This window comes from Microbacterium sp. C5A9, from assembly GCF_022627955.1.
GTDB lineage: Bacteria > Actinomycetota > Actinomycetes > Actinomycetales > Microbacteriaceae > Microbacterium.
Genome location: NZ_JABXGD010000005.1, coordinates 312,667 through 325,580 on the forward strand (window position 1 = coordinate 312,667; position 12,914 = coordinate 325,580).

Genomic DNA, 12,914 nt, shown 5'->3' on the forward strand with positions numbered 1-12,914 from the left:
GTCTGCGGGGGAGTCGGTCATGCATCCGTGACGCGACGAGGGCGATACCATGGACACTTCGCCCGGTTCGAATCGATTCGAACTGAAACCCCCGATCTCGGAAGTACCTGTGTCTGACGCGCCCCGCACCGATTCCATCCCGACCGCTCCCGCTCCCGAGCGGACGGCGACCGGCAGCATCCGGGTCCCGTCGTCCACGGGCGCGATCCGCACCCTCGGCTCGAACCCCGCGACGGCGCCGATCATGCTGCACCCGGGCGACTCGATCTCGAACGGGCGCCGGGCGCTGTACATCGTGCTGCTCGGGGCGCTCACCGCGCTCGGCCCGTTCACGATCGACCTGTATCTGCCCGCGTTCCCGGTGCTCGAGCGCGACTTCGACACCACGGCGGCGGCGATCCAGCTGACGCTCACGGGCACCATGATCGGCTTCGCGCTCGGACAGCTCATCGTGGGGCCGCTCAGCGACAAGGTCGGCCGTCGACTGCCGCTCATCGCCGTCACCGCGCTGCACGTGCTGGCGAGCGCGGCGGCCGCGTGGGCCCCGACGTTGCCTCTCCTCAGCGGCGCGCGCGTGCTGATGGGCATCGGTGCGGCGGCCGGCGGCGTGGTCGCGATGGCGATCGTCCGCGACCTGTTCGGCGGCCGGCGCCTGGTCGTGATGCTCTCGCGGCTCGCGCTCGTCTCGGGGGTCGCCCCCGTGATCGCCCCGCTCATCGGGTCGTGGCTGCTCACGCTCATGCCGTGGCAGGGCATCTTCGTGGTGCTCGCCCTCTACGGCGTGGTCATGCTGATCACGACCCTGATCTTCATCCCCGAGACGCTGCCCGCCGCCCGTCGTCAGGAGAAGGGCGGAGCGACGGTGCTGCAGCGCTACCGCTCGGTGTTCTCCGACCGGGTCTTCATCGGCGTGCTCATCATCGGCGGCATGACCTTCTCCGGCCTGTTCTCGTACCTGTCGGCGTCGCCGTTCCTGTTCCAGCAGACGCACGGTCTCGACGCGCAGCAGTACGGCATCCTCTTCGCGGTCAACTCCCTCGGCGTGGTCATCGGCGTGCAGACGGCGTCGCGGCTCGCGGCGCGGTTCGGCCCGCAGTGGGTCATGGCGTACTCGACGGCCGCGCTGCTGATCGCCGGAACCGCGATCATCGTCACCGACCAGCTCGGTCTCGGGCTCTGGGGCACGGTCGTCCCGCTGTTCTTCTTCATGACGGCGTGCGGGTTCACCTTCCCGAACGTCCAGGTGCTCGCGCTCGACCGCCACGGCAAGGCCGCAGGAACCGCCGCGTCGGTGATCGGGGCGACCAACTTCGGCGTCGCCGGGCTCATCTCGCCGATCGTCGGATGGGTCTCGCAGGGGGCCGGCATCACCGCCACGACCATGGCCTCCGTCATGGTCGGATGCGCCGTCATCGGGGTGCTGTCGCTCTGGCTGATCGTGCGTCCGCGCACCGTCGGCATGCTCGCTCCCTGATTCTCAGCATCCGACCGGCAGAATGGAGCGATGAGACGACGCGCGCTGCTGTGGTGGGGTATCGGGATGCTGGTCGCGGCGACGCTTCTCGGAGCGATGATCGTGTTCGGCTACACCGAACCTCCCGGTTTCGACAGCTGGTGGAACGTCACCATCGCCGCGCATCGCGCCGACTGGATGCTGACGGCCGCGCTGATCCTCAATGACATCGGCGGCGGTGTGGTCGCGATCCTCGTCGTGCCGCTGATCGTGATCATCGCGCTGCTGATCGTGCGACGGTGGCAGGCGGCGGTGTTCGCCGCAGCCGCCTTCCTCGCGAGTGCCGGTGCGGTGCAGCTTCTCAAGCACCTCTTCGGCCGTGCACGCCCGGAGGACATGATCGTGCTCAGCGACTTCGGTTCATTCCCGTCGGGGCATGTGGCGAACGCCGCGACGATCGCGGTGGTGCTGTGGCTCGTCTTCCCTCGGGTGTGGACAGCGGTCGTCGGCATCGTCTGGATCGTCGCGATGGCGATCTCCCGCACCCTGCTCTCGGTGCACTGGGCGACCGACACCATCGGCGGGGCGCTCGTCGGCGCGGGAGTCGTGCTGGTGCTGGCCGCGTGGCTGCTGCCGTGGGTGCAGACCGCGTCTCGCCGCGAGTCGCGCACCGCGCCGATAGGCTGACGGAACACCCCATCTCATCGAGGAGCCGTCGTGTCCCGCATCCGTCCGTATCGCCCGTCCGACCGTGCCGCCCTGTACGAGGTCTGCACCAGGACGGCGGATGCCGGTGCCGATGCGACCGGGATCCTCTCGGACGACTCGCTCTGGGGCGATCTGTTCGCGGTGCCCTACGTCGAGCGGCATCCCGACCTCGCCTGGGTGGTCGAGACCGACGACGAGCGTGTGATCGGCTACCTCGTGGCCACCGACGACACCGAGGCGTTCGTCACATGGTTCCGCGACGAGTGGTGGCCGGGGCTGCAGGAGCGGTATCCGCGACCGGTCGACGCGACCACCCGCGAGGAGCGGATGATCGAGTACGGCTACAGCCAGGCGCCGGGCCGGAACCCCCATGCCGCCGAGTACCCCGCGCACCTGCACATCGATCTGCTGCCCGAGACGCAAGGGCAGGGACTCGGACGTGCGCTGATCGAGACGCTCTTCGCCGAGCTCACGCGCCGCGGAGTGCCTGCGCTGCACCTCGGCATGGACCCGAACAACACGGGCGCCGCCGCGTTCTATGAGCGCCTGGGCATGGAGCAGCTTCCGGCGGAGCCAGGCGGGCAGAGCTACGGAGTGCGCTTCGGCTGACCCGCTCGATAAAGCAGGAAGGGCCCCCGCTGATGCGGGGGCCCTTCCTGTTGTGGCGGTGACGGCGGGATTCGAACCCGCGGTTGCTTGCACAACACACGCTTTCCAAGCGTGCTCCTTCGGCCGCTCGGACACGTCACCAGGGAACAACCTGTCCAGTCTATCCGATCGCGCCGGATGCCCCCGACCACGCAGGATGTCGTCGCACCGATATGCGATCTCGCGAACTCTTGCTCCCCGCCACGCACCGTATCTATCGTCGTATGACGACGCTTCGCTGCCATATGGAATGGTGCGCGGCTCTCTCGGCCACGAGAGGGGTGTCGAACGGGTCTGGGGGCGTGCATGAGGACATCGTCTGTCGAGCAGCGGGTCACGCTGCGCGCAGATCTCCGAAGGGCGCATGAGCGCGCACTCGCCGAACTCGGGCTCGATGCCGTGGGGCGGGTGCAGATCGGTCGGCGTGAGCGCTCCATCGGCTCGGCCGTGCGGCGCGGAGGGTCGTGCTGGTGGCTGAGGGTGGTGCGAGCGCGCCGCGAGTGGGCGCGCGGGCCCTGGTGGACGGGCAACCAGGAGGCGGCGGCGCTGGCGGGGGTCGCGGCCCCTCGGATGCTCGAAGTGCGGGGATGGGAAGACGGTGCGGTGGTCTACCGTGCCGAGGTGTCGAGCATGCTGCCGGGGCGGCCGTGCGCACCACGTGCCGTGATCGATCGACCGCCGGCGGTCGATGAGGAGTGGTGGAACGGTCTGCGTTCCCACCTCACCCGCCTCGCCGATGCGCCCACCGAGCGCCGGGCGCTCGACCCCGAGGTCGTACGGCGACGTCTCGCGGTGTTCTTCGGGATCGACGTGCGTCTCGACACCGCCGCGTTGCTGCCGGCTCATGGCGAGCTGCACTGGCGCACCGTTCACCGTGATCCGTTCGGCATCGCCGACTGGGAGGCCTGGGGCCTCGCGCCCCGCGGATACGACGCCGCCTTCCTGCTCGGGCACTCGCTCGCCGTTCCGACGATCGCCGACGAGATCACGCATCGCTTCCGCGATGACCTCGAGACCGATGCCGGGGTCGTCTCGCAGCTCTTCGTCATGACCAAGCTCCTGACCCGAGCGGACGGCGGCGAGCATGGGACGCTCGTCCCGCTCATCCATCGGCACGTCGATCGACTGCTCGGTGCGCGCCCGTCCGGGCTCTTCCGCGACGTCTGACACGGGCGGATCTTCACCCTGTGCGAAGAATACTGCAGCTCTGCGCGCATCTTTATATCGTCAGATGACTGCTCATCGCAGTCACACGACGCATCACATCTCTGGGGGGCGACATGCAGGCGAACACGATGACGACGTCACGCGGGGGCGGCGAGGACGACTCCGAGGTCGTCGGCGCGCGAGGGCTCCGCGAGTGGATCACGGGGGAGCGGGACCGGTACGCGCGGGTGTTCCTCGTCGACAGCGGCGTCGCGACGAGCGTCCTCGTCCCGGTGGTGGGCGACGATGATCTGCTGCTCCTGCCCGTCGAGAGCGAACCGTATGACGGACCCGCTCGTGCCCTGCGCTACCGCGGCGAGCTGACCGAGATCGGAGACGAGCTGTTCTTCGGCGAGCGAGGCGTCGAGCTCCAGGACTATGTCGCGGCCGCCTACGTGCAGATCGTCGGTCCCACCGCGGTGTGCCTCCTCGACGGACCGAGCCGACGGGCGTTCCTCGACGACGCCGCACTCGCTCGTCGCACCGGGGTCTTCCCGTCCGCGTTGATCGACCCGCGCGTCCTCCTCGCGGGCCGCGACGCGCTCGCGGCGCCGACGGAACTCGAGCTCCCGAGCGCTCTCCGAGTGCACGGCGACGGGCAGGTCAGCGTCGGCGTGCGGGGTGACGTGGTCGGCAGCATCGCCGACCTCCCCGCCGTGCTCGCGACCCCGCTGCCCCGCGCGGTCGCACTGGGAGCCGGGGAGTCGAAGACCGAGTTCGTCGCCGAGCTGACCTCTCGCGAGGGAATCAGACGGTATCTCCTCGCCACGGACCTGATGAAGATGCTCCGACTCGTGAACGGCACCGCGCGGATCTCAGGATTCGGCTGGCATCTCATCGACGACGACGACGGCCGGGCCGATGCCGAGCCGCTGGCCGCGGATCCGTTCCTGCTCGAGACCGCCGACGGCCTCGTGCTCGCCGACACGACGACGCTGCGGCGGCAGCTGTTGTCGCCCGTGACAGCCCAGGTCGTCGCCGTCATGCAGACGTCGAGCGCCCCCGGGGTGGCGGCCGAGCGCATCGCCCGGATCCTCGACCTCCCGTTCTCCGACGCCGACGATCTCTGCCGAGAAGCCGCCACGAGGCTCGGTATCCACGTCGGCGGGCGGGTCGACGCATGAGGCCCGACGGGGGAGCCCGGAGCACGAGCGGTCCGCATGCGCTCTGGACCTCGATGGTGCCCGCAGACGCGACCTTCACGAGCGATCAGGTGGCCGTCGGCGCCGCGGGGAACCGCATCGAGTTCGCCGACGGGTCCACTCGCCTCTGCGCGACGAGCGGACTGTGGAACGTCCCTCTCGGCTTCGGCAACCCGGCTGTCGCCGACGCGGTGAGCAGAGCGACGCACGACGCGTCGTATCTGTCCCTGTTCCGTACACCCCATCGGCATGCCGAGGTCGCGGCGGAGGCGCTCATCGAGCTCGCGAATCCGCGCAGATACAGCCGCGTCATCTTCTCGACCTCGGGCGGGGCGGCGAACGACTCCGCGATGAAGCTCGCGCGCCAGTACTGGGCGCAGCAGGGAGCAGGATCCCGGTCGCTGGTCGTCGGCCTGAGGGGCAGCTACCACGGCACGATGTACGGCAGTCATGCACTGAGCGGCGACGACCTGCTGCAGTCGGTCTACGCCGTCGATCGCCGATCGGTGAGGCATGTGTCCCACACCGACGACGGCGAGGAGCTGGAGACGCTGCTGACGAGAGAAGGGCCCCGGGTGGCGTCGGTGGTGGTCGAACCCGTGCTCGGCAGCGGCGCGCACGCACTGTCCGACGCGTTCGTCGCCCGCCTCCTCGCGCTCCGCGAGAAGTACGGGTTCCTGATCGTCGCCGACGAGGTCGCGACGGGATTCGGCCGCACCGGGAGCATGTTCGCCACCGACGACTGGGCCGCTGCGCCCGATGTGCTCATCCTCTCGAAGGCTCTGACGAACGGGGCGATGGGAGCCGCCGTGCTCCTCGTCGGGCACCGCGTCGCGTCCGATTTCGTGCGCGGCGGCTGGACGTTCGTGCACGGCGAGACGCAGGCAGGGACACCGGCGTGCACGGCCGCCATCGTCGCGGTGATCGACGAGCTGCAGCGCATCGACGTCGAGTCCACCACGCAGGAGCTCGCGGCTGCTCTGTCGCGGCGGGCGAGGCAGTGGCGAGAAGAGGGTCTGATCGCCGGGGTCACGGGCCGTGGCTGTTTTCTCGGGCTCTCCCTCCGTCACGACGACGGGAGTCTGCTCTCCGGTGCGGAGGTGCATCGGGTCGTCTCCGCGATCGCGCAGAACGGCGTGCTGGTGCATCCCGGCCCGAGCGCCATCGAGCTGATCCCGGCGTACGCCTTCGCTCCGGACGAGCTGTACGAGCTGGACTCCGCCGTGCGCACGGGGCTCGACCAGGCAGCGCAGGTGTTCGCATGACGGCGCCGTTCACGGGCCGGGTCCCGACGCTCTGGCACGGGATCGGGCTCACGCGTGCGATGACGACGCGACTCACCGCGGGGCGTGACGCTCTGGTGATCGCGGACTCGGAGACGGACGTCCCCGTCATCACCGGGAGATCGGGCAGGACGATACGCGTGGATGCTCGTTCGACGGACGTGTCGACGGTCGTCTCGCTCGCCGGGGAGATCGCCCGGCGACGACCGACGGTGATCGTCGCCGTCGGAGGCGGGACCGTTCTCGACGCGAGCAAGATCGCCGCGCTCGCGCTCGCCCCCGGTCGGGTGCTGGACTTCGCCGTCGGACGCGCGACGAGGTCGGCGTTGACCTTCCTGCCCGACGGTCCGTCACCCGTCGATGTCGTGGCGGTTCCGACGACGCTCGGCACCTCGTCCGAGACCAACAGCGTCGGCATCCTCAAGAACGGGAGCGGCTACCGTCTCATCGTCGGGCGCGCTCTGCGACCGCGCCACGCCATCATCGATCCCGGCAACCTGATGACCCTCGCTCCCGCGACGGTCAGGGAAGGGGCGATGGAGGCATTTCTGCGACTGGCGGGGGCATCGACGAGTCCGCAGAGAGGCGCCAGGGAGCACAGCGACGCCGTCGCCCTGGGGAAGGCGCTGCTCGAGACGGCCACACGCGACACGACCTCTGCGGGGTCGCGACTGCGTCTCGCGCGTCTGAGCGCAGCGACGCAGCGCAGCGCGGCGCTGCGGGGCCGAGACCCCTACAGCGCCCGCCACTGGTATGTCGCGAACGAGGTCTCCTTCGTGCTGCAGAGCCGCAAGATCGTCGCGACGGCGGCTGTCGTCGCCGCGGTCTGGCGTCGCATCTCCGCGGGCGATCTCCGCTGGGGTGACCGGACGAGCCTCGACGAGTTCTGGTCGGGTGTCGCGCCCGGGGTGGCGCTGCCGCTCGATCCGGCCGCCGGCATCTCCGCGCTTCTCGAACGCTGGGAGATACCGCTCCCGCCGCGGCCGACCGCTGGTGACATCGATCGCATCGCCGCCGCCACCGAGGAGTCCTGGGGGGATCGGTACCCGATGCTTCCCGGGCTCGTCGCCGACGACTTCCGTGACCTGCTCCGCGATTCCCAGTGGAGCACTCAGCCGGTCGGCCCCTCCGTGCCGACATCCGACGATCGATGCGGAGGAGGTGAAAGAGATGAAGAGCAGCACCGACATGCAGATCCGGTTCGAGGAACTGGACCAGATGGATGCGCCCAGCTGGGACAGCTTCTACCGGGGCGCGATCAGCGCACTCGTGCTCATCGGCATCGGCGCGGCCGCGGCGACCTGACCGCGACCGACGACGAGCAGATCGCACCGAGAGGAGGTGGAGATGCAAGCAACACAGCCGACGCTCGAGTTCGTCGAACTCGAGGCCATGGAAGCGCTGAATGACACGGACGACTACGTTCGCGGCTTTGCCGTAGGCGTGATCATCGGGATTCTCGCCCTGACCTGAGCACAGTGCTCGCAGATGAACTGAGGAGGTAGGACATGCACGCAGAGTCGCTCGAGTTCCTCGAACTCGAACACATCGACGCGCCGCTCGAGTGGTGGGAGCACGCGAGTTACATCATCGCCATCATCGGTGGCGCGGCGGCGATCGCGACCTGACCGAGGGGTGCGGGCGGCCCTCACACGCCCGCACCCCATCCCTCTCGACTCGATCCCGAGTCCTCTCTCGATGAAAGGCGGTGCGCACGATGAAAGGCGAGGTGCGGATGTCAGTCGGTGTGCGGATGTCAAACGGTGTGCGGATGTCAGGCTCTCTCACCGCCGCCATGCGGGCGAGACTCGAGGCGTCGGGTGCGGTTCCCCGCGTGCACGACCTGTATGAAGGCGCCGGCACGGAGTTCTACGAGCGTCTGGTCGGCCCCGACCGCGCCGAGATCCGCGAAGTGCTGGCGCTCGCCCGGCGCACCGAGGGGCCGATCCTCGATCTCGCCGCGGGGAGCGGCAGAGTGACGATCCCTTTGGTGCGATCGGGGAACAGGGTGACCGCGATCGATCTGTCCGACGACATGCTCTCCCACCTCCGACGTGCGCTGCCCGAGCACCCGTCGGTGGAGTGCATCGTCGCCGACATGCGGGACTTCTCGCTGGCGCACCGCTACGGGTTGGTGATCATCGGCGCGACGTCGATCACCGTGCTCGATCGGGCGGGGCGCTCGCTTCTCTACGCGAACGTGCGGCGTCACCTCGCCGACGGCGGCGTCTTCGCCCTCACCGTCGCCGGCGGTGCCGCCGCGGCGGAACTCGCCGTGTCGCGAGAGCTCGAGATCAGAGTGCCGGGGCCCGACGGCGACGAGCCCTATCTCTTCTCGCAGCAGATGGAGGAGGACGGTGCGGCACGGCTGGTCAACTGGGCGCGCAGTTCGGATCTCGCCGACGGCGGCGAGGTGACCGTGCTCACGAGCCGTCTACGAGTGCTCAGCGCCGAGGTCCTCGCGCGAGAGCTGACCGGCGCCGGTTTCGCCGAACCCGACGTGGAGCCCGTGCGCACCCATCGCGGTGACGACATCCTGCTGCTGACGACGACGTGGGCGGGCGCCCACAGCGGAGGGGAGGATCATGCCTCCGACTAGCCTCTCCCGCGGTCGCCGCTCCCGTGCGCTCACCCCTCTCACGCCGGACACCCGTCCTCGTCTCGCGACCGGCGTCGCGTTCGAGCCCACGGCTGATGACGCCGTCTGGATCGCGGTGCTCCACGGCGTGCCGTCGTCGAGGGTCTCACGCGCGGTCGTCGCCCTGCTCCGAGCGATGGACGGCGAGACGGCCCTCCGCGAGTTGCACGGGCGCTTCGCCGCGTCCGAACCCTGGGAGAGCTTCCTCCCTCTGATCGAGCGATTCCGTGCCAGTGGTCTCTTCGAGGGGCAGACGACGCGCCCTCCCGGTCGCCTGAGCTACCGTCCCCCGTTCACGGTGCAGATCGCGACGCTGCGTGCGCCCGCCCTGTTCCGTCGGCTGGATCGTCTGATCGTCTCGCTCTCACGCCGTACGGTCATGGTGGCCCTGGTCGTCGTTCTCGTGCTCGGTGCTCTCGCCGCGCTCCTCCAGCGGCACGAGCTGCACGACGTGCTCATCGCGCCGATGTCGCTGTCCGGCCTCGTGGTCCTCGTGGTGGTGCTCTCGCTCATCACCCTGCTGCACGAGGGCGCCCACGGACTCACGCTCACGAGGTTCGGTGGCAGGCCTCGCCGAGCGGGCGTCATGCTCTTCTACCTCACCCCGGCCTTCTTCGTGGACGTGACGGACGGCTGGCGCCTGCCCGACCGACGGCACCGCGTCGCGGTCGCGCTGGCCGGCCCCGCCGTGCACGCGGTCGTCGCCGCCCTCGCGCTGCTCGCCGCGCTGGTGCTGCGCCATCCGCCGCTCCGCGAGACCCTGCTGCTGCTGGCGCTCTCCTGCGCCGCGATCGTCGTGCTCAACCTGATCCCGTTCGTGCGGTTCGACGGGTACATCGCTCTCATGAGCGCTCTCGACGAGCCCAATCTCCGCGGCCGCACCATCCGCGACGGTGCGGACTTCGTGACCCGTCTCCTGTTCGGGGGACCGCCGACCAGACCGGCGCTCACCACCTGGTGGAGTGTGCCGTTCGGTCTGGCGAGCCTTCTCACCCCCGTCGTGCTCGTGCTCTTCGCGGTCGCCCGCATCGCGCGAGCGCTCGCCGGGGGCGGACCGGTTCTCGGTCTGCTCGTCGTCGCGCTCGAGGCCGCCGTCGCCCTCGTCGGCGTCGCCCTCGTGGCCGGGGCGCTGCATCGCGTGCTCCGGTCGGGGGTATCGCGCGTCCGTTTCGTCTCCGTCGGGATCGCTCTGGTCGCGGGGGTCGTGCTCGCAGGATCGGTCATCCCCATGCCGGTCGCGGCGACGTACGGCTTCGTCGTGGACGGCGACCGCGTCCTCCTCGTGCGCGGAGGTGGCGAGGTCGATCGCACGGTGCCCGAGGGCGCCCCGGTGGTGCTGCTGAGCAACGGGATCCTCGCGAACGGCCAGGTCGGCGAGGGTACCGTCCAGCCGCAGCGAGCGGAGCCGACGACGGTTCCGGTCGACGCCCTGTTCCCCGTGAAAGCCGACGGCGTGACGATCTCCGCGACCATCGTCGCGCGGGTGGACCTGCTCGGACCGAGCGCGGAGCTGCCGCCGACGGGGCAGGCGAGAGTCGAGTTCGGCACGAGAAACCTGTGGCAGACGCTCTGGACGACCGGTGTGGTGCTGCCGCTCTCGGGACGACAGGACGAGAAGTAGAGAGGGATGAAGATGAACGCGCATGCAATCGAGGTCAGGGGCCTCACGAAGAGATACGGACGCCGGATCGCCGTCGACGATCTGACGTTCGCGGTGCCACGCGGATCGATCGTCGGGCTTCTGGGGCCGAACGGAGCAGGCAAGTCGACGACGCTGCGCATGATCGTCGGTCTGCTCGCGCCGACGAGCGGCGACAGCCTGATCGACGGCTCGCCGTTCGCTGCGCTCCACGAGCCGGCGTCGCACGTCGGCGTGCACATGGACGGCTTCGGCTTCGAGGGAGGCATCACGGCGCGGCGGCACCTGGAGATCTGCCGCCTCGCCGCGGGCGCGCCACGCGGCCGCGTCGACGAGGTGCTCGACGAGGTGGGTCTCGCCGCTGACGCCCGACGCCGTGTGCGGACCTTCTCGACGGGGATGGCCCAGCGGCTCGGCCTGGCCGCCGCGCTGATCGGCTCTCCGCGGACGCTCATCCTGGACGAGCCGGCGAACGGGCTGGATCCCGACGGCATCCGGTGGCTGCGCAGGTTCCTCCGCGGATACGCCGAGACCGGAGGCACCGTTCTGATCGCCAGCCATCAGCTCTCCGAGCTCGAGCAGGTGGTCGACGAGGTGGTCGTCATCAAGCAGCGGGCGCTGTTCGCGGGGCGGCTCGGCGACCTCGTCACGAGTGAGGTCGACTCTCTCGAGAGCAAGTACTTCGATCTCGTCGAGGGGGCCTCCGCATGATGTACGCCGTGCGAAGCGAACTGCTGCGCTCCGTGAGCGGGCTCTCCCTGGTGGCGGTGTACCTCGTCGCGATCCTCATGCCCGTCTTTGTGCTGGTCTCCGACGGCTCACGATTCGACGTCGGCGCCCTCGATGCGGGCGCCGCCACCGTCCGCCTGCTCGAACCGCTCGCCTGGTGCGGCATCTCCGCCGCCTTCGTCGGGGCCTACGGCGTCACTCGCGAGTGCTACTACGCCTCGATGGATCGAACGCTGACGGGGGTCGGCCTTGGGCGCGCGTTCTCGGCGAAGCTCGTCTCCGGAGTGCTCGTGTCGCTCGGGCTCTGGCTGTGCATCTTCGTGTTCTGGACCGCGGGTGCCTCCCTCCTCCTGGCGGATGCCGGGCTGGGCCTCACTCTCACCCCGGACGCGTGGCGCATCTACGCCGGTGCCGTGGCCGGCACGGTCCTCGGTGCGCTCATCGGAGGAGCCGTCGGCTGGATCACCCGCAACTACTACACGACCGCGGCGCTCGTCCTCGTCTATCCGATGGCCGTGGAGCTTGCCTTGCTGCGCACGGCGCCCGAGATGGCGAGGTTCTCGCCCGGATTGGCGTTGGCCGCGCTGAGCGTTCCCGGCTACGAGGACCGGCTGCTCGACGTCGTGCCCGCCCTCGGCGTCGCCCTCGTCTGGGTCGTCGGTCTGCTGGCGGTCGCCTGGGCGCGAGAACGACGGAGGGGCTCGTGATCGGCCGCGCCCTTCGCGCTCAGGCGCGCAGCCTCGGTGGCGACATCGTCCTCGTCGGAGTGGCGGCCGCGGCCCTCGTCATGTCCCTCTCTCTGGCGACGAGCATCCCGCCGGAGTTCGCGGACGCGCCGGCCGGCGTGCGCGAGACGCTCACGACGCCCTTCAGCGCCGTGCTCGCGACATACGGAGCCGTGCTCGCGGCGGTGTACGGCTCCTTCCGGTACACCGTCGACCGTCGCGACGGAGTCATCGCCCAGCGCCTGATGCTGCAGTCGCGGCGGGCGACTCTGCTCGTCAGGGTGCCCACGTCGGTCCTCGGCGGAGCCCTCGTCGCGCTCGCCGCCGTCGTCGGCGGCCACACCGCCCTGGCCGTGACGATGGGAGGGATCCCGGTGGAGGGGGCATCCGTCGGGCGCACCCTCGTGATCGGCGCTGTGGCGGGTCTCTGGGGGATGGGCCTCGGGATGGTGGTGCAGGCTCATCTGCTCGCGCTCTTCGTCGTGCCGATGTCGATGGGAGTCGCCCTCCTGGTCGCGATGCTCTGGGCGGACGGCGCCGTCTACCTGCCCCTCCTCGCGATCCTCGAGGCCTTCCATTTCGACGTCACGGCCCTGGGCATCCGGTCGGCGGGCGCTCTCGACCACACGACCGCCGTGCTGGTGACGGCAGGGTGGGTGTTCGTGGCGGTCGCCTCCGGCGGGGTCTCGTTCCTGAGCAGAGACGTGACGTAGCAGCGGAGGGCGGACCGAGCCGCAGCCTGA

14 protein-coding genes, 1 tRNA gene and 1 pseudogene are annotated in these 12,914 nt (G+C 69.9%); 15 read left to right on the top strand and 1 reads right to left on the bottom strand.

The features are described 5' to 3' along the window. Positions 1–109 precede the first annotated feature (109 nt). From HWD99_RS11740 to HWD99_RS11750, 3 genes are read left to right on the top strand one after another with little or no spacing between them, the layout of a single operon-like run. Entirely contained in the window at positions 110–1,474 is a 1,365-nt protein-coding gene (locus HWD99_RS11740; RefSeq protein ID WP_374205465.1) for a multidrug effflux MFS transporter, read from the top strand. Positions 1,475–1,504: 30 nt separating this feature from the next. Beyond that, positions 1,505–2,140: a phosphatase PAP2 family protein gene (locus HWD99_RS11745; protein ID WP_241796402.1), complete on the top strand. Its 636-nt coding sequence runs from the start codon at positions 1,505–1,507 to the stop codon at positions 2,138–2,140. 30 nt (positions 2,141–2,170) lie between these two features. Then, complete coding sequence (locus HWD99_RS11750; RefSeq protein ID WP_241796403.1) at positions 2,171–2,770, top strand: GNAT family N-acetyltransferase; 600 nt, start codon at positions 2,171–2,173, stop codon at positions 2,768–2,770. A 53-nt stretch (positions 2,771–2,823) separates the two neighbouring features. Here HWD99_RS11750 and HWD99_RS11755 read toward each other — a convergent pair. Further along, a tRNA-Ser gene (locus tag HWD99_RS11755) sits at positions 2,824–2,911 on the bottom strand. Positions 2,912–3,115: 204 nt separating this feature from the next. Here HWD99_RS11755 and HWD99_RS11760 point away from each other — a divergent pair. The 12 genes and pseudogenes from HWD99_RS11760 (at position 3,116) to HWD99_RS11800 (ending at position 12,884) form a co-directional block, all read left to right on the top strand. Then, positions 3,116–3,976, top strand: coding sequence for a hypothetical protein (locus tag HWD99_RS11760; RefSeq protein ID WP_241796404.1), 861 nt, complete (start codon positions 3,116–3,118; stop codon positions 3,974–3,976). A 128-nt stretch (positions 3,977–4,104) separates the two neighbouring features. Next, positions 4,105–5,139: a daptide biosynthesis RiPP recognition protein gene (gene mpaB, locus HWD99_RS11765; RefSeq protein ID WP_241796405.1), complete on the top strand. Its 1,035-nt coding sequence runs from the start codon at positions 4,105–4,107 to the stop codon at positions 5,137–5,139. Then, complete coding sequence (gene mpaD / locus HWD99_RS11770) at positions 5,136–6,422, top strand: daptide-type RiPP biosynthesis aminotransferase (RefSeq protein ID WP_241796406.1); 1,287 nt, start codon at positions 5,136–5,138, stop codon at positions 6,420–6,422. Before mpaB ends, mpaD begins: the two co-directional genes overlap by 4 nt. Before the next feature lie 59 nt (positions 6,423–6,481). Next, positions 6,482–7,528 (top strand): annotated as a pseudogene (mpaC, locus tag HWD99_RS11775) (daptide-type RiPP biosynthesis dehydogenase); the annotation flags it as partial. Between the two features lie 130 nt (positions 7,529–7,658). Beyond that, a complete protein-coding gene (gene mpaA1 / locus HWD99_RS18775) occupies positions 7,659–7,745 on the top strand; it encodes an MpaA1 family daptide-type RiPP (RefSeq protein ID WP_374205467.1) in 87 nt (28 codons plus the stop codon). 87 nt (positions 7,746–7,832) lie between these two features. After that, positions 7,833–7,913, top strand: coding sequence for an MpaA2 family daptide-type RiPP (gene mpaA2, locus HWD99_RS18780; protein WP_374205468.1), 81 nt, complete (start codon positions 7,833–7,835; stop codon positions 7,911–7,913). A gap of 35 nt (positions 7,914–7,948) precedes the next feature. Beyond that, positions 7,949–8,068 (top strand): MpaA3 family daptide-type RiPP, encoded by a 120-nt coding sequence (gene mpaA3, locus HWD99_RS18685; protein WP_308220723.1) that lies wholly within the window; start codon positions 7,949–7,951, stop codon positions 8,066–8,068. Positions 8,069–8,211: 143 nt separating this feature from the next. After that, positions 8,212–9,039 carry a daptide-type RiPP biosynthesis methyltransferase gene (gene mpaM / locus HWD99_RS11780; protein WP_241796408.1) on the top strand — a complete coding sequence of 276 codons (828 nt, stop codon included), beginning with the start codon at positions 8,212–8,214 and terminating at the stop codon, positions 9,037–9,039. Continuing rightward, positions 9,026–10,699 carry a daptide biosynthesis intramembrane metalloprotease gene (gene mpaP, locus HWD99_RS11785; protein ID WP_241796409.1) on the top strand — a complete coding sequence of 558 codons (1,674 nt, stop codon included), beginning with the start codon at positions 9,026–9,028 and terminating at the stop codon, positions 10,697–10,699. Before mpaM ends, mpaP begins: the two co-directional genes overlap by 14 nt. Positions 10,700–10,711: 12 nt before the next feature. Then, on the top strand, positions 10,712–11,428 hold the full coding sequence (locus HWD99_RS11790) for an ATP-binding cassette domain-containing protein (RefSeq protein WP_241796410.1): 717 nt from the start codon (positions 10,712–10,714) through the stop codon (positions 11,426–11,428). Next, positions 11,425–12,153 (top strand): ABC transporter permease, encoded by a 729-nt coding sequence (locus HWD99_RS11795; protein ID WP_241796411.1) that lies wholly within the window; start codon positions 11,425–11,427, stop codon positions 12,151–12,153. The genes HWD99_RS11790 and HWD99_RS11795 overlap by 4 nt, the downstream gene beginning before the upstream one ends. Continuing rightward, positions 12,150–12,884 (top strand): hypothetical protein, encoded by a 735-nt coding sequence (locus HWD99_RS11800; protein ID WP_241796412.1) that lies wholly within the window; start codon positions 12,150–12,152, stop codon positions 12,882–12,884. Before HWD99_RS11795 ends, HWD99_RS11800 begins: the two co-directional genes overlap by 4 nt. Positions 12,885–12,914 lie beyond the last annotated feature (30 nt).

Coding starts and splice junctions, on each gene's coding strand:
- mpaB (WP_241796405.1), top strand. CDS start 4,105: ATGACGACGTCACGCGGGGGCGGCGAGGACGACTCCGAGGTCGTCGGC.
- HWD99_RS11790 (WP_241796410.1), top strand. CDS start 10,712: ATGAACGCGCATGCAATCGAGGTCAGGGGCCTCACGAAGAGATACGGA.
- HWD99_RS11760 (WP_241796404.1), top strand. CDS start 3,116: ATGAGGACATCGTCTGTCGAGCAGCGGGTCACGCTGCGCGCAGATCTC.
- mpaP (WP_241796409.1), top strand. CDS start 9,026: ATGCCTCCGACTAGCCTCTCCCGCGGTCGCCGCTCCCGTGCGCTCACC.
- mpaA2 (WP_374205468.1), top strand. CDS start 7,833: ATGGAAGCGCTGAATGACACGGACGACTACGTTCGCGGCTTTGCCGTA.
- mpaD (WP_241796406.1), top strand. CDS start 5,136: ATGAGGCCCGACGGGGGAGCCCGGAGCACGAGCGGTCCGCATGCGCTC.
- HWD99_RS11745 (WP_241796402.1), top strand. CDS start 1,505: ATGAGACGACGCGCGCTGCTGTGGTGGGGTATCGGGATGCTGGTCGCG.
- mpaA3 (WP_308220723.1), top strand. CDS start 7,949: ATGCACGCAGAGTCGCTCGAGTTCCTCGAACTCGAACACATCGACGCG.
- mpaA1 (WP_374205467.1), top strand. CDS start 7,659: ATGGATGCGCCCAGCTGGGACAGCTTCTACCGGGGCGCGATCAGCGCA.
- mpaM (WP_241796408.1), top strand. CDS start 8,212: ATGTCAGGCTCTCTCACCGCCGCCATGCGGGCGAGACTCGAGGCGTCG.
- HWD99_RS11795 (WP_241796411.1), top strand. CDS start 11,425: ATGATGTACGCCGTGCGAAGCGAACTGCTGCGCTCCGTGAGCGGGCTC.